The organism is Novosphingobium sp., assembly GCF_965214355.1.
Lineage (GTDB): Bacteria > Pseudomonadota > Alphaproteobacteria > Sphingomonadales > Sphingomonadaceae > Novosphingobium.
On sequence record NZ_CBDCBI010000002.1, the window covers coordinates 3,561,684 to 3,582,500 of the forward strand.

Annotated in this window: 17 protein-coding genes, 1 tRNA gene and 2 rRNA genes (1 of these 20 cut by a window edge); 11 read left to right on the top strand and 9 right to left on the bottom strand. The window is 63.3% G+C overall.

Going from position 1 to position 20,817, the window contains the following annotated elements:
• Nucleotides 1-89 precede the first annotated feature (89 nt).
• Together thiL and ACOOE2_RS16395 are read left to right on the top strand one after the other, a co-directional pair.
• On the top strand, nucleotides 90-974 hold the full coding sequence (gene thiL / locus ACOOE2_RS16390; protein ID WP_420384063.1) for a thiamine-phosphate kinase: 885 nt from the start codon (nucleotides 90-92) through the stop codon (nucleotides 972-974).
• A gap of 157 nt (nucleotides 975-1,131) precedes the next feature.
• A complete protein-coding gene (locus ACOOE2_RS16395) occupies nucleotides 1,132-3,243 on the top strand; it encodes a sodium-translocating pyrophosphatase (RefSeq protein WP_420384064.1) in 2,112 nt (703 codons plus the stop codon).
• A gap of 96 nt (nucleotides 3,244-3,339) precedes the next feature.
• Here ACOOE2_RS16395 and ACOOE2_RS16400 read toward each other — a convergent pair whose 3' ends face one another.
• The 3 genes from ACOOE2_RS16400 to uvrC all read right to left on the bottom strand — a co-directional run bounded on the left by ACOOE2_RS16400 (nucleotide 3,340) and on the right by uvrC (nucleotide 7,048).
• Nucleotides 3,340-3,825: a hypothetical protein gene (locus ACOOE2_RS16400; protein ID WP_420384065.1), complete on the bottom strand. Its 486-nt coding sequence runs from the start codon at nucleotides 3,823-3,825 to the stop codon at nucleotides 3,340-3,342.
• Nucleotides 3,822-4,868: a hypothetical protein gene (locus ACOOE2_RS16405; protein ID WP_420384066.1), complete on the bottom strand. Its 1,047-nt coding sequence runs from the start codon at nucleotides 4,866-4,868 to the stop codon at nucleotides 3,822-3,824. Before ACOOE2_RS16405 ends, ACOOE2_RS16400 begins: the two co-directional genes overlap by 4 nt.
• A gap of 257 nt (nucleotides 4,869-5,125) precedes the next feature.
• Nucleotides 5,126-7,048: an excinuclease ABC subunit UvrC gene (gene uvrC, locus ACOOE2_RS16410; protein ID WP_420384628.1), complete on the bottom strand. Its 1,923-nt coding sequence runs from the start codon at nucleotides 7,046-7,048 to the stop codon at nucleotides 5,126-5,128.
• A 174-nt stretch (nucleotides 7,049-7,222) separates the two neighbouring features.
• Here uvrC and ACOOE2_RS16415 point away from each other — a divergent pair, with 174 nt between their 5' ends.
• Nucleotides 7,223-7,615 (top strand): PilZ domain-containing protein, encoded by a 393-nt coding sequence (locus tag ACOOE2_RS16415; protein WP_420384067.1) that lies wholly within the window; start codon nucleotides 7,223-7,225, stop codon nucleotides 7,613-7,615.
• A gap of 35 nt (nucleotides 7,616-7,650) precedes the next feature.
• Here the strand turns inward: ACOOE2_RS16415 and ACOOE2_RS16420 are convergent, their stop codons facing one another.
• Nucleotides 7,651-10,125 carry a TonB-dependent receptor gene (locus tag ACOOE2_RS16420; protein WP_420384068.1) on the bottom strand — a complete coding sequence of 825 codons (2,475 nt, stop codon included), beginning with the start codon at nucleotides 10,123-10,125 and terminating at the stop codon, nucleotides 7,651-7,653.
• 319 nt (nucleotides 10,126-10,444) lie between these two features.
• On the opposite strand from ACOOE2_RS16420, the gene infA reads away from it, so the two are divergent.
• From infA to ACOOE2_RS16450, 6 genes are all read left to right on the top strand, one after another.
• Nucleotides 10,445-10,690, top strand: coding sequence for a translation initiation factor IF-1 (gene infA, locus ACOOE2_RS16425; protein WP_420384069.1), 246 nt, complete (start codon nucleotides 10,445-10,447; stop codon nucleotides 10,688-10,690).
• A 4-nt stretch (nucleotides 10,691-10,694) separates the two neighbouring features.
• Nucleotides 10,695-11,291, top strand: coding sequence for a Maf family protein (locus tag ACOOE2_RS16430; RefSeq protein ID WP_420384070.1), 597 nt, complete (start codon nucleotides 10,695-10,697; stop codon nucleotides 11,289-11,291).
• Nucleotides 11,284-12,297, top strand: coding sequence for a ribonuclease (locus ACOOE2_RS16435; RefSeq protein ID WP_420384071.1), 1,014 nt, complete (start codon nucleotides 11,284-11,286; stop codon nucleotides 12,295-12,297). Before ACOOE2_RS16430 ends, ACOOE2_RS16435 begins: the two co-directional genes overlap by 8 nt.
• The gene (locus tag ACOOE2_RS16440; protein ID WP_420384072.1) at nucleotides 12,294-12,488 is read left to right on the top strand and encodes a DNA gyrase inhibitor YacG; all 195 of its coding nucleotides are present in this window, start codon (nucleotides 12,294-12,296) and stop codon (nucleotides 12,486-12,488) included. Before ACOOE2_RS16435 ends, ACOOE2_RS16440 begins: the two co-directional genes overlap by 4 nt.
• A gap of 96 nt (nucleotides 12,489-12,584) precedes the next feature.
• Nucleotides 12,585-12,660 (top strand) — tRNA-Phe (locus ACOOE2_RS16445).
• A gap of 104 nt (nucleotides 12,661-12,764) precedes the next feature.
• Complete coding sequence (locus ACOOE2_RS16450; RefSeq protein ID WP_420384073.1) at nucleotides 12,765-13,682, top strand: SDR family oxidoreductase; 918 nt, start codon at nucleotides 12,765-12,767, stop codon at nucleotides 13,680-13,682.
• A gap of 84 nt (nucleotides 13,683-13,766) precedes the next feature.
• Here the strand turns inward: ACOOE2_RS16450 and ACOOE2_RS16455 are convergent, their stop codons facing one another.
• The 3 genes from ACOOE2_RS16455 to ACOOE2_RS16465 form a co-directional block, all read right to left on the bottom strand.
• Nucleotides 13,767-14,453, bottom strand: a complete 687-nt coding sequence (locus ACOOE2_RS16455) for an EAL domain-containing protein (RefSeq protein WP_420384629.1) — start codon at nucleotides 14,451-14,453, stop codon at nucleotides 13,767-13,769.
• 231 nt (nucleotides 14,454-14,684) lie between these two features.
• A complete protein-coding gene (locus ACOOE2_RS16460) occupies nucleotides 14,685-15,446 on the bottom strand; it encodes an SPFH domain-containing protein (protein ID WP_420384074.1) in 762 nt (253 codons plus the stop codon).
• Nucleotides 15,447-15,568: 122 nt separating this feature from the next.
• Complete coding sequence (locus tag ACOOE2_RS16465; RefSeq protein ID WP_420384075.1) at nucleotides 15,569-16,039, bottom strand: Lrp/AsnC family transcriptional regulator; 471 nt, start codon at nucleotides 16,037-16,039, stop codon at nucleotides 15,569-15,571.
• A 94-nt stretch (nucleotides 16,040-16,133) separates the two neighbouring features.
• Between ACOOE2_RS16465 and phhA the strand changes: the two genes are divergently transcribed.
• Nucleotides 16,134-17,000, top strand: coding sequence for a phenylalanine 4-monooxygenase (gene phhA / locus ACOOE2_RS16470; protein WP_420384076.1), 867 nt, complete (start codon nucleotides 16,134-16,136; stop codon nucleotides 16,998-17,000).
• Nucleotides 17,001-17,002: 2 nt separating this feature from the next.
• Complete coding sequence (gene hmgA, locus ACOOE2_RS16475; RefSeq protein WP_420384077.1) at nucleotides 17,003-18,274, top strand: homogentisate 1,2-dioxygenase; 1,272 nt, start codon at nucleotides 17,003-17,005, stop codon at nucleotides 18,272-18,274.
• A 175-nt stretch (nucleotides 18,275-18,449) separates the two neighbouring features.
• On the opposite strand, the gene rrf is transcribed toward hmgA, so the two are convergent.
• Nucleotides 18,450-18,564: ribosomal RNA gene (rrf, locus tag ACOOE2_RS16480) — 5S ribosomal RNA — on the bottom strand.
• 137 nt (nucleotides 18,565-18,701) lie between these two features.
• Nucleotides 18,702-20,817: ribosomal RNA gene (locus tag ACOOE2_RS16485) — 23S ribosomal RNA — on the bottom strand (it continues 678 nt past the right edge of the window).

Here is a 20,817-nt window from a genome sequence, read left to right on the forward strand (position 1 = left end):
CACATTGGTCAAGCCGATTGCGCCGCATCGCCGCGTGTGGCACCGCCCCGTACGCAACCGGTGCGACATCCAGCGAAAGAGATGCGGCGATGGCGAGTACGGAGTCCCGCTTTATCGCGCTGATGCGTGCGCTGGCGCCCGATCCGGCGGCGCGCGCGCTGGCCGATGACGCGGCAGTGATCGCATTCGGCAGCGAAACGCTGGTGATCACGCATGACATGATGGTCGAGGGCGTCCACTGGCTGCGCGGGCAGGACGAGGCCGACGTGGCCTGGAAACTGATCGCGACCAACATGTCCGACCTGGCGGCCAAAGGCGCCGAACCGGTCGGCGTGCTGCTCGGCTATGCGCTCGGGCCCGATGATGCGCGCTTTGCGCTGGGCCTTGGCGAGGCGTTGGCCGCGTTCGGCGTGCCGCTGCTGGGCGGCGATACCGTGACCGCGCCCGCGCTGGCGCGCAGTCACGGCCTGACCGCGCTGGGCCGGGCAACATGCGATCCGGTGCCGTCGCGCGGGGGCGCCCGGCCGGGCGACGGGGTCTGGATCACGGGGCCGGTGGGCGCCGCGATGCTGGGGTTTGAAGCGTTGCGCGACAATGTGACGGGGGTCGACACATCTGCATTTCGCCGCCCGGCGCCGCGATTGCGCGAAGGGCGCCTGCTGGCGCCGCACGTCGGCGCGATGATGGATGTGTCCGACGGTTTGCTGATCGATGCGCAGCGCATGGCCGTGGCCAGCGGGGCCACACTGGCCATCACGAGTGCGCGGGTCCCTTTCCCCGAATCCCTGCCGACAGCGCGCCGGCACCATGCGATGACCTGGGGCGACGACTATGAATTGTTGTTTACCCTGCCCGCAAATCGCGCGCCTGATTGCATCGCACACGCAATAGGCAGCGTCGAAGTCTTTTGCGGCCACAGTATCTTGGTCGATGGTGCAGTGCCGCAAGGTCCACTGGGATATGCGCACAACTAGCAACGACTTGAGTGATTTCAACGAAATGCTTGCCGGACAGGAATAAATCCGTAGCCTCGCTCCATCTCTTCGCAACGAAAGAGGCGCCGTTTTGCATCCTGCCCGGGGCAGATGCGGGTCGGGACAAACAGGGGATGGCACGGTGATGATGACGGGCATGAACTTGATTGGGATTTCGATCGGCTTTGGCTTGCTGGCCATCGTCTATGGCTTTGTCATCGGGCAACAGGTGCTGAGCGCGCCGGCCGGCAACCAGACGATGCAGGATATCGCAGGCGCGATCCAGGAAGGCGCCCAGGCCTATCTGAAGCGACAGTATCGTGCGATCGCGCTGGTCGGCGTGATCGTGGCCGTCATCGTGTTGCTGTTCCTCGGGCCGATCGCGGCTGTCGGTTTCGTCATCGGCGCAACGCTGTCGGGCGCGACCGGGTTCATCGGCATGAATGTCTCGGTCCGCGCCAATGTGCGCACCGCCGCCGCCGCGCAACGCGGGTTGCAGGCGGGTCTGACGCTGGCATTCCGCGCGGGCGCGATCACCGGAATGCTCGTGGCCGGGCTGGCGCTGATTGCGCTGGCGGGGTTTTTCTGGTATCTGATCGGGCCGGGCGGCTATCTGCCCGACAGTCGTCCAGTGGTCACCGCATTGACCACGCTGGCGCTGGGTGCATCGCTCGTGTCGATCTTTGCGCGCCTGGGCGGCGGGATATTCACGAAAGCGGCCGATGTCGGCGCCGACCTGGTCGGCAAGGTCGAGGCGGATATTCCCGAGGACGACCCGCGCAACCCCGCCGTGATTGCCGACAACGTCGGAGACAATGTCGGCGATTGCGCCGGCATGGCCGCCGATCTGTTCGAAACCTATGTCGTCACCTTTGGCGCGACGATGATCATGACCGCACTGCTGGTCAAGAACGCGCCCAATCTGCTGTCGCTGATGTGTGTGCCGCTGCTGATCGGCGGGGTGTGCATCCTGACGTCGATCATCGGCACGTTTTTCGTCAAACTGGGCAAGTCCAACAACATCATGGGCGCGATGTACAAGGGGTTCCTGGTGACTGCCGTGTTGTCGGTGCCGGCGATCTGGTTCGCGATGCAGTTCGCCCTGGGTGATATGTATGCGGCCACCGCCTATCGCGCGTTCGATCATGATTATGCGTTTTCGGGGCAATTGCTGTTTTATGCCGGGCTCGTCGGCATCGTGCTGACCGGGCTGCTGATCTGGATCACCGAATATTACACCGGCACCGATTATCGCCCGGTGCGCTCGATCGCGCGCGCGTCTGTCACCGGCCATGGCACCAATGTCATCCAGGGCCTGGCCATCAGCATGGAAGCGACCGCGCTGCCCGCGCTGGCGATCGTCACCGCGATGATCATCACGTACAAGCTGGCCGGCCCGCTCGGCATTGCCTATGGCGCGACCGCGATGCTGGCGCTGGCCGGGATGGTCGTGGCGCTCGACGCCTATGGCCCGGTGACAGACAACGCCGGCGGGATTGCCGAAATGGCGGGACTGGACGAAAGCGTGCGCGAAAAGACCGATGCGCTCGACGCGGTGGGCAATACCACCAAGGCGGTGACCAAAGGCTATGCGATCGGATCGGCGGGCCTTGCCGCGCTGGTGCTGTTTGCCGCCTATACCACCGACTTGCGCGAATTTTTCCCGACGCTGAAAGTCGATTTCAGCCTGGAAAATCCCTATGTGATCGTCGGGCTGCTACTCGGCGCGCTGCTGCCCTATCTGTTCGGCGCGATGGGCATGACGGCGGTCGGCCGCGCCGCCGGTGACGTCGTGATCGACGTGCGCGACCAGTTCGCCAACAATCCCGGTATCATGCTCGGGACCAGCCGGCCCGATTATGCGCGCACGGTCGACCTGGTGACCAAGGCGGCGATCAAGGAGATGATCGTGCCGTCGCTGCTGCCGGTGCTGGCGCCGGTGGTGGTGTATTTCGTGATCGCGTTCGTCGCGGGCAGTGCCAACGGCTTTGCCGCGCTGGGCGCACTGCTGCTCGGGGTGATCGTCAGCGGGCTGTTCGTGGCCCTTTCGATGACATCGGGCGGCGGCGCATGGGACAATGCCAAGAAATACATCGAGGACGGCCATCATGGCGGCAAGGGATCCGACGCGCACAAGGCAGCGGTCACCGGCGACACCGTGGGCGACCCCTACAAGGACACCGCCGGCCCCGCGGTCAACCCGATGATCAAGATCACCAATATCGTCGCGTTGCTGCTGCTGGCGGCACTGGCGGGTCACGCCGTCTGATCGATTTACGCGCCAGCCCTTTGGCCGATCAAACAGACCCCGACCCGTTCAGGGCCCGACCCATTCAGGGCCCAACCCATTCAGGGCCCCACCCATTCAGGGCTTGGCCACGCACGTCGCGCGTTCCAGCAGCGGGTGTTCGATCATCGCCTGCGCCACCGCACCCAGAACGCGTCCGTCATCGGTGGCGATCGCGATTTCATGCACGATGCCATCGAGCACGCGGCATGTGTCGAGACTGGTGTTGCCGCCGCCATAGCGATTGGCGATCAGCGTGGCATAGCGGTCGAACGCGCCGCCATGTTGCGCCTCTTTCTCCGCAGCGAGCGCGAAGTAATGCTGCAACTTGTGCGCCGCCTCCTCGAATTTTACACGGTGCGCGACGACCATGCTGTCGTAATGCGTCTGCATGGCCACGCCGATCCGGTTGCACCGCAGCGATGCGTCCATCATCATCGTTTCAAATTCGTGGAGCCGCGCCGCGCCCAGCACCGGCGGATCGATGCACGCCGCCTGCGCCGATCCACCCATTACGAGCGCGAGGCCCGCGATGCCGAGCGCGGCCGAACGCATCGCGGTCATTTCACGAGCAATGCGGCGGTGGGCTGCGCCGGCTGCGCGCAGGCCACGACCGGCACCGCCATCAGCGTGCCGAACTGGCGGACCAGCGACGCCTGCATCGAATACGTGGTCTGGGCGACTTGCTCGTATTGGCGCGCCGCGACGACGATTGCGTTCATCGTGTCGGGGTCGCGGCTCGTCTGGTACTGATCGTACAGCGCCTGCAACTGGCGCAGATAGGCGGCGGCCGCCTCGTTGTTGTGCTTCGCGGTGCCGACAGACGGCGCATAGACCTGGTCATGAAACGCATTGCGCTGTTCGGCCGAACAGAAACTGGCCGGGAACGCCACGGCCGGCACCGGTGACAACGCCGGTTGCGCGGGCATGGCAAAGCTGACAGCGGTCGGATGCGGCGCCATCGGGGCAGGCGCGCTTGCCATCTGGGCCGGGCCGCTGACCAGGTTGGCCGATTGAAGCACCGCCTGCTGGGGCGCTGCACCGCCGCCGGCGTCATTCGACTGGCTGACCGCCAGCGCGGCGAGCAACTGGCCAAGCGTTCCTGCCGGCGGCGCTGTGGTCGCGACAGCAGGGGCCACGGCGACCTGGCTGGGCGGCGCAATCGGCCCGACAACCGGCGCCGGCGCGGCAATGGGTTGAACCACCGGAACCGCGGGCTGCATCACGCGCACGGCGGTCGCATCGGGCGACGCGGCAACCGGCTGTAACTGCGGCGCGATCGGCACGGTCAACGCGGGTGTCGCCGGCGCCGAAACACGGCCGCGCAGGCTGATGATCTTGGCATGGGCAATATCGCTGAATGTCCCGTTGGGGAAATGCGCGAGATAGGCATCGTAAAGCGACGGGTCGTTGCTGCTGTCGATCGATTGCCAGAATGCCAGTTCGAACGGCGTGCCGACCCCGGTTGAAACGCCCCCTGCTCCAACTTGGGCCCCGACTTGCGCCTGGGCTGCACCGGCGGCCCCGATCACGAGCAACACCCCGCCAAAGCCCATGGCAAGCGCACCCGAAAACGATTTGTCTTTACCCGAAAATTTGCCCAGCATTTCACATGCCCCCGAAAGAGGCGCCGACACAATCTGGCGCCGTAACCATGCCTGTGATCGCCCGCCCCACGGCCGATCCATCCCTGCAAACAAGGTCTATCGAACCATGGTAACGCGCGTTTTACGGATTTCGGTTACCGATTAATAAATTGTTCCGCCACTGATCGGATATATCGGGCGGGTCATCGTGGCGCATGCCAAACCCGCTCCGAACCGGGGCCAATTGTGCTGTCCGGCAATGGCGTGTGACGCGCCGGCTATCCCGCCGGGTGGTAAAAGTCGTAGATCGTCTGCGCCACCGTCTCGCTGACGCCCGGCGCGCGTTGCAGGTCGTCCAGGCTGGCCGCCCGCACTTTTCCCGCCGTGCCGAAATGCAGCAGCAACGCGCGTTTGCGCGCCGGGCCGATGCCGGGAATGTCATCGAGCGGACTGGCGGTGATCGCGCGGCTGCGTTTCGCGCGATGCGCGCCGATCGCAAAGCGATGCGCCTCGTCGCGCAGGACCTGAAGATGGAACAGCAGCTGCGAATTCAAAGGCAGCAGTTTTTCGCGCCCGTCGGGAAAATGGAAATGTTCGCGCCCGGCATTGCGATCGGGGCCTTTCGACACCGCGATCAGCGCGACATCCTCGATCCCCAGCTCCTCCAGCGTTTCGCGCACGGCCGTCATCTGCCCCTTGCCGCCGTCGATCAGCACCAGATCGGGCCAGACGCCGCGATCGCGGTCGGGGTCTTCTTCCTGCGCGCGTGCAAACCGCCGGCCCATCACTTCGCGCATCATGCCGAAATCGTCGCCCGGCTCGGTTTCGGGGCGCTTGATATTGAACTTGCGATAGTGCCCCTTGCGAAAGCCTTCGGGCCCGGCCACGACCATCGCGCCGACCGCATTGGTCCCCATGATATGGCTGTTGTCGTAAATCTCGATCCGGTCCGGCACATCGCCAAGTTCCAGAAACTCGGCCATTTCGCGAAAGATCTTCGCCTTGGTCCCGGTTTCCGCCATGCGCCGGTCCAGCGCTTCGTTCGCATTGCGCTGCGCCTGTTCCATCAGCCGGCGGCGATCGCCGCGCTGCGGTACCGAAATCTCGACTTTGCCACCGGCCGCACCCGCCAGTGCTTCGGCCAGAAGATCGCCATCGGGCAATTCGCGATCGATCAGGATCAAACGCGGCGGCGGCACGTCCTGATAGAACTGCGCCATGAACTGGGTCATCACTTCGGCCTCGTCATGGCCTTCGGTATGGCTGGGGAAAAACGCACGGTGGCCCCAGTTCTGCCCGCCGCGAATGAAAAACGCCTGGACCGCGACGTGCCCGCCCTTGACCGCGATCGCGAAGACATCGGCATTGCCTACACCCTCGGCATTGATCGCCTGGCTGCCCTGGATGAACGTCGCTGCGCGCAGCCGGTCGCGCATCATTGCGGCGCGCTCGAAATCGAGCGCCTGCGCCGCGGCGGCCATCTGCACCTCGATTTCCTTTTGCACCGCGCCCGATTTGCCGCCAAGGAAATCCTTTGCCTGGCGCACGAGCTCACCATAATCTCCGGGCGTGATCCGGTCGACGCAGGGCGCGCTGCACCGCTTGATCTGGTACAGCAGGCACGGCCGGTCGCGCCGCGCGAAAAAGCCGTCGTTGCAACTGCGCAGCAGAAACAGTTTCTGCAACGCGTTGATCGTCACATTGACCGATCCCGCGCTGGCGAATGGCCCGTAATAATTGCCCTTGGCCCGCCGCGCCCCGCGATGCTTCATGATCCGCGGAAATGTGTGATCGCTGCGCAACAGAATGAACGGAAACGATTTGTCGTCGCGCAACAGCACATTGTAGGCCGGTCGATAGCGCTTGATCAGCTGCGCCTCCAGCAGCAACGCCTCGGCTTCCGAATTCGTCGTGACGATCGTCATCGTGCGTGTCAGGCTGACCATGCGGCGCAAACGGTTGGGCAGGCGATCGACCTGAACGTAGTTGGCGACACGGTTCTTCAGCGCGCGCGCCTTGCCGACATACAGCACATCGCCGCGCGCATCGATCATGCGATAGACGCCCGGCGACGGTTTCAGCGTGGCAACAACCTCGCGGATGACCGCAACCCCGCCATCGAGATCGGGCTGGTCCGCACCGCGCAACGCATAGCGCGCCTTGTCTTCATTGAAGCGTTCCGCCCCGTGCGGGGAATCCATCGATCCGGCGGGGGTGCGGCCGGCGGGCGGATCGGATGCGGCAGGGGGAGGGGTACGGGCCATGGGCTGCTTCAGATAGGCGCTCGCCGCCCGAATGGCCATAGTCGCCGCTACGCATTTGACCGGATCCCCCCGGATCGGCGCATTTAACCGCAACCGGCGTAGCGCCGGCGCATGGCGTTGCAAGCAATCCCCTTTGTCCACCAGAGTCGCGGCGCCGGCCGCCGCCAGGCAGCACGCGTGCGCCTGGCGCTGCCGGGCAAAGTCATCCTGGTCAGCGGCCACGAGCAGTGCCTGGTCGACGACCTGTCGCTAACCGGCGCCAGCGTGTCGATCGGCCGCGATGCGCCGCCGATCGGCGACAGCGCGGTGCTGATGTTCAACGGGATCGAAGCGTTCGGCACGGTCGTGTGGCACAGCGGCGTCCATTTCGGGCTGTGTTTCGAAGAGCCGGTGACCCGGGACGATCTCGTCCGCCTGCGCGGGATTCACGATCATTTCACCGCGATCGAGATGGACCGCCAGCGCCGCAACGCGCGCGACTTCGTGCAGGGGCGACCAGTGTAGGCCCCCCAATCGATTTAGCATCACATTGTGCGAACCTAAAACTGCTTCCGCAGCTCCAGCTTGATCAACCGCCCGACGGGATCGATATACCCCGCCTGATACCGCAACGGCGTAGCGCCTGTGGAATCGACCACTTTCTGCTGTCCGTCGAACACATTGTTCACTGCCAGCGACAGCCGCGAACCCTTCAGGAACGGTACCTTTTTAACCACCCCCGGCATACGCCCAAGATCCATGAACAACCGCACATTGAGCGTCGCCAGCGATCCGAAATCGAGCGGCAGGTCGCCCGGCACACCGCTGGCACTGATATGCGTCGGACTGGCATAAGCGCCCGCCAGCCGCACGCCAAAACCGCGATAGGCCCCGCCTGCATCCAGATTGACCGTCTGGCGTGCCACACCCGTACCGGTCACCGCGTCGCCGCCCAGCTGGTTCAGCACCGGCCCGCCAGGCACCAGTTGCGCAGTGTTGTAGATTTCATAGCTGTAGCTGAGCGACACATTCCACCGCCCGCGTCCATCCGATGGCGGTGGTCCGCCACCGCCACCGCCGTGTCCGCCGCCGGGGCCACCGCCACCGGGACCCCCGCCGCCGCCGCCATGACCAAAACCGCCGCCACCCCCGCCAAACCCGCGCATGCCGCCGCGTCGCTGCGCCATCGCCGGATCGGGCTTGCCGAAATTGCCCCCCAGATTGAGCGATGTGCGCACCCGCGAACTGCGTGTCATGGCCAAAGTGACCGGCGTTTCGTCGATCACCGCAATCTGATCGTCGGCGTTGTATTTGATGCGCCCTGCAAACGCGGTTTGCACAGCAGAGGTCAGCAGCGGAAATGCGCTGGTCGGATTGTCCGAATGGTTGCGGAAATATTCGACGACCAGCGTGTCGTTGTCCGCGCCGAACGGCAGCGTCCAGTTGCTCGCAAATTTCAGATCGTGCTGGCTTTCGCGCAACAACGCGGGATTGCCGCCCGAAATCACCGTGGCCAGCACCGTTTCCCCGCGCACGAAATCATACAGCGACACGTCCGGCGTCGCGATATCGGGCGCGGCCAGCTGGCCCAGCGTCGGCGCGATTTCGGTGCCGATATAGCTCGCCGAAAGCGCCCAGCGGGTCGTGGGCTTCCACGTAATTCCGCCGCCGATATCGATCAGATTGCCAAAGTCGGACAGCTTGTGCGCCTCGACATTCAGATTGGCCGACAGATCGCCCAGCGCCTCCAGCACATGGTTCTTGCGGCTGGCGATCGGGATATCCAGGCTGAACCCGATTTGCGCATTGCCGCGCAACATATGCGTGTCGGTCCCGGTGCGCGAATCGTTGCCCGCGAGTGCCGACCAGACATAGCCGGTCTTTACCGTCAGCCCGATATCGCCCGCAGCCCAATGCGCGGGTGATCCGCTCAGCGTGATCAGCGAGGTATAGGTATCGGTGGTGGTGTCGGCGATTTCGGGAATCGTCGCCATCGCCCGATCGGTCGCGCTGGAGGAATACACATGGCTGCCATCGAGCGTGGCCGACAACAGCCACGCCCCCAGTGGCTTGTTCAGCCCCAGCCCGATCGATCCGGTGGTGGTGCGGCCCGATGACAGGAGCGCCCGATCGCTATCGGTCGGGCTGATCCCGTTCAGCGCATCGCTCGAATCGCGCTCGATCAACCCGTTGATCGTCAGCCCGGCGCCCCCGCCCAGCGGCCGCGCCACCGTGGCGTTCAGCACGGCGGTGCTGGATCCTGGCGACAAACTGCGGAAATCGGCAGGATCGGGCTGCCCCGGCAGCGTGGGCATGGTCTGGATGATATTGCGCGCGGCCTCGCTCTCCGGGTCCTGGCGCGTATAGGTGCCGGTCACATTGATCCGCGCGCCGTGGTCGATGCGCACCGCAGTGCCCTCGTCCATCAGCGCGGTATACCCGCCGCGCGTCGGTGCGCTGACCGATGCCTCATCGAAAACGCTGTGGAATTCGTCCTTGAGGATGAAATTGACGACGCGCTGATCGGGCCGGAATCCGAATTTCAGCGCGACTTCCTCGGGCAGGATTTCGACGCGCCGGATCGCCTCGGGCGGCAAGCCCCTGATCTCGCGAAAATTCGACACGCGCATGCCGTTCAGCAAAAATACCGGCCCGCCAGAGCCACGCCCACGCCCGGTGCCGGTTTCCGGCACCAGCGCTGCAACCAGTTCCTCGATCGAAGACACGCCGTACGAGGCGATGTCTTCCTCATCAAGCGTCGCGATCGGCGGCTGAACCGCGTCGACCTGGCCCTTGATACGGTGCGCGACGACCAGGATATCGCCCTTTTGGTCGAGCCCTTGCGCATTGGCTTTCTCGATCTTTTCACCGGTGACGGAGATTTCGCCTGTCGTTACGGCCGGTGCAGCCGGTGCGGCCGGCGCGGGCACGTTCACCACTGGCGGTGCCGGATCGGCTTGCTGCGCCAGAGCGAAGGGCGCGCCAAAAATGGCACCGACGGCTATGACGGGAAACAGCAAGGCAGCGGAGGGCATGGCGATCCAGATCATGGCCCCACGGGGCGAATTGCGCCAACCGCCCTTGCGAAATGCCCGGCATTCGGCAACGGCGAATTGGTAACATTGTGTCGTCTGGCGGTCAGACGATTAATCCGCGCTGTATCGCTTGCGTTCGCCCCAGCCGGGGCACGCCCGATATTGCACCGGGCTTTTCTTTTCCCAACCTATCAGCTATGGGCGCCACGCGCGGGGCGTAATTGTACCATCGCATCGAACCGAATTTGTCTCCTATTTTTTTGCGGACGGCCACACGCGCCGCCCAATCCAAAACACAACAAGGGTGTGCGAACCGCCAATGGCGAAAGAAGAACTCCTCGAAATGCGCGGGACGGTGGTCGAACTGCTGCCCAATGCGATGTTCCGCGTAAAGCTCGAAAACGACCACGAAATCCTCGGCCACACGGCGGGCAAGATGCGCAAGAACCGCATCCGCGTGCTCGTCGGCGACGAAGTGCTGGTCGAACTCACCCCCTACGACCTGACCAAGGGCCGTATCACCTATCGCTTCATGCCCGGCCGTGGCGGTCCCGGTTCGTTCTGAGCCTTTGAACGCTGCGACTGCCAACGTGCCGCCGCTGGTGCTGGCTTCGGCCAGCCCGCGTCGCCGCGAACTGCTCGCGCGCATCGGTATCATTCCCGATGCCGTTGCGCCCGCCGATATCGATGAAACCCCGCGCAAGGCCGAACAACCGCGCCCGCACGCAGTGCGCCTGGCCGCCGAAAAGGCGCGCGCGGCCGCGGCATTGCGCCCCGATGCGCTGATCCTGGCGGGCGATACCGTCGTCGGCCTGGGTGCGCGCATCCTGCCCAAGGCGGAAGACGAAGCGACCGCGCACCGTTGCCTGACCTTGCTGTCGGGCCGCCGCCACCGCGTATTTTCGGCGATCGCAGTCATCACGCCCGACGGCACGCTGCGCGAGGGCTTAAGCGAAACGATCGTCCGTTTCAAACGCCTGACGCACCAGGAAATCGACGCCTATATCGCCGGCGGCGAATGGCATGGCAAAGCCGGCGGCTATGCGATCCAAGGGAGCGCCGAAGGGTTCTGCGCGTGGATTGCGGGCAGCCATTCGGGCGTCGTCGGCCTGCCGCTGTACGAAACGCGCCGCCTGCTGCTGGCCGCGGGCATGCGCCTTGCCTGAATGGCTCGTCGAACCGGGGATCGGCGAAGATCGCGCGATCCTTGTCGACCACGGCACCATCGTTGCTGCGCGGGTGTGCTGGCGCGAACCCTGGCGCGCCGGCGCGGTCAGCGTTGCGCAACTCGATCATCGCTATCCCGGATCGAAACGCGGCGCAGTCCATTTGCCCGATGGCACCACCGCCACGATCGACGCGCTGCCCGCCGATGTAACCCACGGCGCCACGCTGATGGTGCGGATCACCCGCGCGGCGCTGGCCGAACAGGGCCGGTTCAAACTCGCGCAATGCCGGGCTGCCGGCGTTGCCGCCCCCGCCCCCGCCCCCGCGCCCGCCCCCGCGCCATCGCTCGCCGAAACCTTGGCGCAGACCGACAGCCCGGTGCGCATTCTGGGCGGTCTCGACCGCAGCTTTGACGAGGCCGGCTGGGACGACCTGATCGAACAGGCCCAAACCGGCGCAATCGATTTTCCCGGCGGCCGCCTGACGATCAGCCCGACGCCCGCGATGACGCTGATCGACATCGACGGCCCACCGCCGCTGCTCCCGCTCGCGCTGGCGTCGGTTCCGGCCATCGCCAGGACGCTGGCGCGGCTCGACATCGCCGGATCGGTCGGTATCGACTTCCCTGGCCAGGACACGCGTGCAGACCGCCAGGCGATAGATCTCGCCCTGGATGCCGCGCTATCCGCCACCGGCTGGCACGGCGAACGCACCGGCATGAACGGCTTCGGCTTCGTCCAGCTGATCACCCGCCTGGAACGCGCCTCGCTGGTCGCGCGCCTGGCGTTCCATCCCGCCCGCGCCGCCGCCCACGCGCTGCTGCGCCAGGCCGAACGCGTGGCCGAACCCGGCACGTTGATGCTTGTCGCGCATCCCGCCGTGCTGGCGGCGATTGCCCCGCCGCTGGAGGCTGAACTTGCCCGCCGCACCGGCCGCCTGGTCCGCAAGGATCCGCGCAACACGCTTGCCCTCCACGCCGGTTTCGCGCAGGCCACGACATCATGACGCAATCTCCCGAACCCCTGGCCGAACGCCCCCGCGCCTGCCCGATCTGCGGCAAGCCCCGCTCGGCCGAATTCACCCCGTTCTGCTCGCCCAGATGCCGCGACCGCGACCTGCTCCGTTGGCTCGACGAAGGCTACACCATCCCCGGCCCACCCGCCGACCGCCCCGACGGCGACGAAGACGGCAACTAATCTGTCACGTGGGGGCTGGACAAGCCTCGCGCGCTTCGCCATACGCCCGCTTCCACCGCGACCGCGCCGCCTCCGGGCTACGCGCAAGTACGCGATGCCCGGGTAGCTCAGTTGGTAGAGCACGTGACTGAAAATCACGGTGTCGGCGGTTCGATCCCGTCCCCGGGCACCATTCTTTTCCATAACCGTCAGTCGCAACCTATCCGTTTGCGGCTTTTGCGTGCACGGTGCGCCTCTCCGGCGCCGCGCCTGGCGGCGGTGCAAAGGAGTGCGGACATGACATCGTGGACCCTGCGCGATATCCCCGATCAATCGGGCAAGCTGGCCGTGGTTACCGGCGCAACCGGCGGTCTGGGGCTGGAAACCGCGATGGCCCTGGCGGGCGCCGGTGCCGAAGTCATCCTCGCCGGCCGCAACCCGGGCAAAGGCCGCGCAGCCGAGGCGCAAATCCGTGCGCGCCATCCGCAGGCCAATATCCGGTTCGAAACGATCGATCTCGCCAGCCTCGCCGCGGTCGCCGCGTTCAGCGACGCAATGCTGGCGGCGGCCCGGCCGATCGACATCCTGGTCAACAATGCCGGCATCATGGCGCTGCCCAAGCGCATGCTCACCCCCGATGGCTTCGAGATGCAGGTCGGCACCAATTACCTGTCGCATTTTGCCCTGACCGGTCGCCTGCTCCCGCTGCTGCGCGCAGGCCAAGCCCGCGTCGTGCAACTGTCGAGCATCGCGCACCGCCGGGGCACGATCCGGCTCGACAACCTGAACGCCGAACGCGGCTACAAGCCCTTCCAGGTCTACGCGCAGACCAAGCTCGCGATGCTGATGTTCGCGTTCGAGCTCGACCGTCGCAGCAAGGCGCACGGCTGGGGCCTGACCAGCGTCGCCGCCCACCCCGGCGTTGCCACCACCGACATTATCGCCAATGGCATGGCCCCCAACCCGCTTGTGGCCTGGCTCAGCCGAACGGTCATCGGCGTGATCGGGCATTCGGCAGCGGACGGCGCCTTGCCGCAGATCAACGCCGCAACCGCGCCGAACCTGGCGGGCGGCGAGTATATCGGACCGCAAGGTTGGATGGAAATGAGAGGTCCGCCCGGCCTTGCGAAAGCGGAGCCGCAGGCGCTTGATCGCGATGTCGCGTCGAAGCTATGGAGCGCTTCGGAAGATCTGACGGGTGTGGTTTACCGCTAGAGCTTGCGGCGTTACCTCTGCACCACCGTGACGGAGCCGATTCCGGTCCCGCGCGCGGGAATTCTTCGCGCGCAGCACACAGCTTTACCAGTTGATCTCAGGCAATGCCTCGACGGCGGGCCTCGCCAGAAGAAAGCCCTGGTACAGCCGGATGCCCAGGCCACGCAATGTGGCCAGTTCGCCCGCAGTCTCGATGCCTTCGGCGATGACGTCGATGTGCAGTTCGGCGGCCATGGCGACCACCGCGCGGACGATCGCGCGCTTGGTCGTGCTTTCGTCGATGTCGCGGATCAGCGCCATGTCGATCTTCAGCACGTCGGGGCGCAGTTCGGACAGCAGGCCCAGACCCGCATAGCCGGCGCCAAAATCATCGATCGCGGTGGTGAAACCGCGTCGGCGGTACGCTTCGATGATGGTGCGCACGTGCGCGGTGTCGCGCATTTCTTCGTTTTCGGTGAATTCGAACATCAGGCGATCAAGTCGGAAATCGGCGCGCCTGGCCGCTGTCAGCGTTGCGCGGATGCAGGCGTCGGGTTCGTACACCGCATTGGGCATGAAATTGATCGACAGCCGGGTGTCGTCGTCGCGGGGAAAAATACGGCCGGCCAGTTCGACGGCCTTGATCCGGCACGCCTGGTCGAACGCATAGATCGCCGTCTGGTCGACCATGTTGAGGATGGCGCCCGCCCCTTCGCCCGCCGTGCCGCGCACGAGTGCTTCATAGGCCCAGACGCGCCTGGCTGCGACATCGACGATCGGCTGAAACGCCATCGTGAAGGCAAACGGCAGGCGGGCACCGTCGCGGCAACCCTGACAGAAATTTGCCGATCGGTCTGACGTGGAGGGTCCGGATACGCGTCCCATGAAACTCACGGCGAATCTCCTGTGCGCCCGCAAGGGTCCCGGGTACGCCGCAATTGGTTAACAACAGACGTCAGGAGTACGTAATATCCCAATTTATCAACTGTCCGTGATATCCGGCTGAGTGCGCGGCGGACGCGCTCAAACCGTCGCGATACGCTTGGCCGCTTCAAGCAATTCGGTCGGAAACATCGCGACGATCGTGGAATTGTGCTCGACCCCGATCTCGCTCAACGTCTGCAAGCGCCGCAATTCAAGCGCGCCGGGCACCTCGCCAATGATGCGCGCGGCTTGCGCCAGGGTGACCGACGCGTCCTTTTCCCCTTCGGCCTTGATGATCCGCGCGCGTTTTTCGCGGATGGCTTCGGCTTCGCGCGCAATCGCGCGTTGCATCTGTTCCGGGATGTCGAGGTCCTTGATCTCGACCGCATCGACCGTCACGCCCCATTGCTGTACGGTTTTGCCCAGGATTTCGAGCAAGCGGGCGTTGATCGAGGTGCGATCCTTCAGGATAAGATCCAGCTCGCTCTGGCCGATCGCATCGCGCAGCCCGGTTTCGGCCGCCTGGACCACCGCGCTTGTCCAATCCACCACCGTGGTCACGACCTTGGCGGCATCGACCGCGCGGAACCACAGGACGGCGTTGATCTTGACCGCAACGCCGTCGCGCGTCACCGTTTCCTGTGTCGCGAGGGCAAAAGTGATCACGCGCATATCGATTTTGACCACTCGCTCGATCAGCGGGATCAGCCAGAACCAGCCCGGGCCTTTGGTTTCCATCAGCCGGCCCAGACGGAACACCACGCCGCGTTGATATTCCTGATTGATGCCAAAACTTTTCAGCGCCAGCACGATCGCAATCAACCCCAGGACGAACCCGAATCCGGAAAAAGCCTGTGGCATGAATGATCCCCCTTGCCGGCGCGTGCCGGCCTTGCGGTACTATGCACGCCCCCCTGGCAAAAGCCACCGGCGATCGGGTTGCGCCCGGCATTGCCTGCGTCGCGCTCCCCTTGAGGAGAGGGTTACACCGGCAGCGACGTCGTGTATTTCGTCATCGACAGCGCGAAATGCGATGACGCCGAGCCTACCGCGGGATGCTCGAGCAAAGTCTGCATCAGGAACGCTTCGTAATCGGCCACATCTGCCACCGCGATCCGCAACAGATAATCCCAATCGCCCGACATCGAAAAACATTCGATGACTTCGGGCCGGCTCCGGATAAAATCCTCGAACGGGCCTCGCACGTCGCGCGCATGGCTTTTGGCGCGCACATTGCAGAACACATTGACGCCGCGCCCGATCCTGTCGGGATCGACCAGGCGCACAGTCGCCCGCAACACGCCCTGCTGCTCCAGATTGCGCACCCGGCGCCAGCACGAGGCTGCCGACGCACCGACCCGTTCGCCCAGCTCGGCATGGCTGAGCGAACCGTCGTTTTGCAACAGCGCCACGATTCGCCGGTCGAGCGCATCCATTTGAGCTATCACGTTCATATTTTCGCCAGTTCCGCGCTGTGTGTTTCACGATCATGCGCTCCACCTCACAATTTGAAAGGCAATTATGCCAATTGTGTGGGATATGTATTCGATGAGCGATGCTGCGATCGAAAAACCGCTTTTTGCGGCAGACGACTGGACGATCCCGCAGGATTGGCAGCGCTATAGCGACGCCGAACATGCGCTGTGGGACCGCCTGTTTGCGCGACAATCGGCGATATTGCCCGGGCGCGTGGCGCCGGCGTTTCTCCAGGGTCTCGACATTCTGCGCCTGTCGAAACCGGGCATCCCCGATTTTGCCGAGCTCAACGCGCGTTTGCAGACGGCGACCGGATGGACCGTTGTCGCAGTACCCGGCCTGGTGCCCGACGACGTGTTTTTCGATCACCTGGCAAACCGCCGGTTCGTCGCCGGCCGCTTTATCCGGACGCCGGACCAGATCGACTACATCGAGCAGCCCGATGTTTTCCATGATGTCTTCGGTCATGTCCCGCTGCTCGCGAACCCGGTATTTGCCGATTACATGCAGGCGTGGGGACGCGGGGCGCAACGGGCGAGCAGTCTTGGCGCGATCGACCGGCTGGCGCGATTGTATTGGTATACGGTCGAATTCGGGCTGATCCGCGCCGGCGACACGCTGCAGACATATGGCGCAGGCATTGTCTCATCGCATAGCGAGACGCAGTTTGCGCTGGCCGACCCGTCGCCCCATCGGATCAGGTTCGATCTTGGCCGAGTGATGCGCACGCGCTATATCATCGACGATTTTCAGCAGGTCTATTTCGTGATCGACAGTTTCGAAGACCTCTTGCGTCAGACGATCGAGACCGATTTCGCGCCGCTGTATCAATCGCTGGCAACGCTGCCCGATCTGAACGTGGCCGACATACTCGATACCGACCGCGTGGTACACCGGGGCACGCAGGCTTATGCTTCCGGCCGGAGTGGCATGAAATGATGATGACCGGCTTTGGCAATCATTTTTCCACCGAAGCGGTCGCGGGCGCGCTGCCGATCGGGCGCAACAGTCCGCAGGCCGTGCCGTTCGGCCTGTATGCAGAACAGTTTTCCGGGACAGCGTTTACCGCGCCGCGCGCGGAAAATCGGCGCAGCTGGCTTTACCGGATGCGGCCGGCGGCGTCGCATCCGCCGTTCGCACCGTATGCCGGTGCATCGTTGTTACGGTCCGCGCCGTTTAATGACAGCTTGCCGAGCCCGAACCGGTTGCGCTGGGACCCGTTGCCGGTGGCGGCACAGGCCGATTTCGTCGACGGGATGATCACCGTGTGTGGCAATGGCGATGTCGCGGCCGGCTTCGGTTGCGCGGTGCATGCGTATTCGGCGGGGGTGTCGATGGGCAACCGCGCGTTCTTTTCTGCCGACGGCGAAATGCTGATCGTGCCGCAACAGGGCACGCTCGACATCACGACAGAATTCGGGCGGATGATGGTCGCGCCGTTACAGATTGCGGTGATCCCGCGTGGCGTCAGGTTTCGTGTCGATCTTGATGGCCCGTCACGCGGCTATGTCTGCGAAAATTATGGCGCGCCATTCCGTCTGCCCGATCTTGGCCCGATCGGCGCCAACGGCCTGGCCAATCCGCGCGATTTCGAAACTCCGGTTGCCTGGTTCGAAGACGGGGATCGTCCGAGTGAGCTCATCCAGAAATTCCAGGGCGGGTTGTGGTCGACCACACTCGATCATTCGCCGTTCGATGTGGTGGCCTGGCACGGCAATCTGGCGCCCTATCGCTATGATCTGCGGCGCTTCAACACGATCAACACCGTCAGTTTCGACCATCCCGATCCGTCGATATTCACCGTGCTGACCAGCCCGTCGGATACGCCCGGGACCGCCCATGCCGATTTCGTGATCTTTCCGCCGCGGTGGATGGTTGCCGACGCGACATTCCGGCCACCGTGGTTTCATCGCAATGTGATGAGCGAATACATGGGTCTGATCGAAGGTGTCTACGACGCCAAGGCGGGCGGGTTTGCACCGGGCGGTGGCTCACTGCATAACCAGATGAACGGCCATGGTCCTGACCGGGCGACGTATGACCGGGCGGTCGCCGCCGATCTCGTGCCGCACCGGATTGCCGACACGATGGCCTTCATGATCGAGAGCAGGCAGGTGCTGCGCCCGACGCGGTGGGCGATGGAAACGCCGCTGTTGCAGGGCGATTACGATACTGCGTGGGACGGGTTTGCCAAAGCGCTGCTACCGCGATGAATCCTGCACTGCTCGGTGCAAGCGCGGGCCGTAATAAGCGCGATGGCTGACGCAGTTTTCACAAGTCTTTTGAACGCAAAATGACCCCGCCAAGGCGGGGTCTCTTTTTGCCTCTAAGCGGCAAGCGTTGTGAATGGGTGTAACCCCCACTTTGCATCAGAACGTCGGCGACAATGCCTGGCGACGACCTACTCTTCCAACGCTTGAGCGTTAGTACCATTGGCGCGGACTGGTTTCACGGCCGAGTTCGAGAAGGGATCGGGTGGGTCACAGACGCTATGGTCACCAAGCAATGATGCCGACGTTTTGATGTGTGGGGGTTTTTAATCGATGCGCGTGTGTATGTTTTGTGTTTGGCGTCTGGCTTGATTACCGCCCGCCTTTACCTGGCCTGCTGTTGGGCAGGGCTGATATTGATGGTGGAATTCTCAAGCATGAACAGAGCTATTAGGACCGGTTAGCTTCATGCGTTACCGCACTTCCACACCCGGCCTATCAACGTGGTGGTCTACCACGGCTCTATGATACCTTATCTCGAGGGAGGCTTCCCGCTTAGATGCTTTCAGCGGTTATCCCGTCCATGCATAGCTACCCTGCTGCGCTCCTGGCGGAACGACAGGTACACCAGAGGCATGTTCATCCCGGTCCTCTCGTACTAGGGACAACTCCTCTCAAGTATCGACGCCCACGGCAGATAGGGACCAAACTGTCTCGCGACGTTCTGAACCCAGCTCACGTACCACTTTAATTGGCGAACAGCCAAACCCTTGGGACCTGCTCCAGCCCCAGGATGTGATGAGCCGACATCGAGGTGCCAAACGATTCCGTCGATATGAGCTCTTGGGAATCATCAGCCTGTTATCCCCGGCGTACCTTTTATCCGTTGAGCGATGGCCCTTCCACGAGGGACCACCGGATCACTATGACCGACTTTCGTCTCTGCTCGACTCGTCAGTCTCGCAGTCAGGCAGGCTTATGCCATTGCACTCTAACAGACGGTTTCCAACCGTCCTGAGCCTACCATCGCGCGCCTCCGTTACTCTTTAGGAGGCGACCGCCCCAGTCAAACTACCCGCCACAGAGGGTCCCCGAACCGGCTAACGGTCCTGGGTTAGACATCAGAAAACAACAGGGTGGTATTTCACCTATGGCTCCACATCAGCTGGCGCCGATGCTTCAAAGCCTCCCACCTATGCTACACAATTCTTTCCTAATGCCACTCTGAAGCTGCAGTAAAGGTGCACGGGGTCTTTCCGTCTAACCGCGGGTACTCCGCATCTTCACGGAGAATTCAATTTCGCTGAGCATATCCTGGAGACAGTGGGGAAGTCGTTACGCCATTCGTGCAGGTCGGAACTTACCCGACAAGGAATTTCGCTACCTTAGGACCGTTATAGTTACGGCCGCCGTTTACCGGGGCTTCAATTCGGAGCTTGCACTCCTCCTCTTAACCTTCCGGCACCGGGCAGGCGTCAGACCCTATACGTCGTCTTGAAGCCGACTTAGCAGAGTCCTGTGTTTTTGCTAAACAGTCGCTACCCCCTGGCCTGTGCCCCCTGCCAGTGCTTGCGCATAGACAGGGCCTCCTTCTTCCGAAGGTACGGAGGCAATTTGCCGAGTTCCTTCAGGATACTTCTCTCAAGCGCCTTGGTATACTCTACCTGACCACCTGTGTCGGTTTCGGGTACGGTCTATATGGAGAGGCTATTTCCTGGAACCACTTCAAGGCCAGACCAATCCAATAAGGTCTGACAATAACCATGATCCGTCACTCATCTCCAGGCCCACGAATATTAACGTGGTTCCCATCGACTACCCCCTTCGGGCTCGTCTTAGGGGCCGGCTCACCCTGCTCAGATTAGCTTTAAGCAGGAACCCTTGGTCTTTCGGCGAGAGGGCATCTCACCCTCTTTATCGCTACTCATGTCAGCATTCGCACTTCCGATACCTCCACGGTCGGTTACCCTCCCGCTTCTCTGGCCTACGGAACGCTCCGCTACCGCTGGACAACTAGTGTCCAACCCTAAGCTTCGGTGCGTGTCTTTAGCCCCGTTACATCTTCGCCGCAGGAACCCTTGATTAGACCAGTGAGCTGTTACGCTTTCTTTAAATGATGGCTGCTTCTAAGCCAACATCCTGGTTGTTATGGGATTCCCACATGCTTTCCCACTTAGACACGACTTGGGGACCTTAGCTGTAGGTTAGGGCTGTTTCCCTTTTGACGACGGACCTTAGCACCCGCCGTCTGTCTGCCGGATAAATCTCGTTGGTATTCGGAGTTTGGTTAGAGTTGGTAGATCTCGCGACCCCCGCATCCATCCAGTGCTCTACCCCCAACGGTATACGTCCGACGCTCTACCTCAATAGATTTCGCGGAGAACCAGCTATTTCCCGGTTTGATTGGCCTTTCACCCCTAAACACAACTCATCCGAGAATTTTTCAACATTCAACGGTTCGGCCCTCCAGTGCGTGTTACCGCACCTTCAGCCTGGTCATGCCTAGATCACCGGGTTTCGGGTCTAATTCATCGAACTCAGTCGCC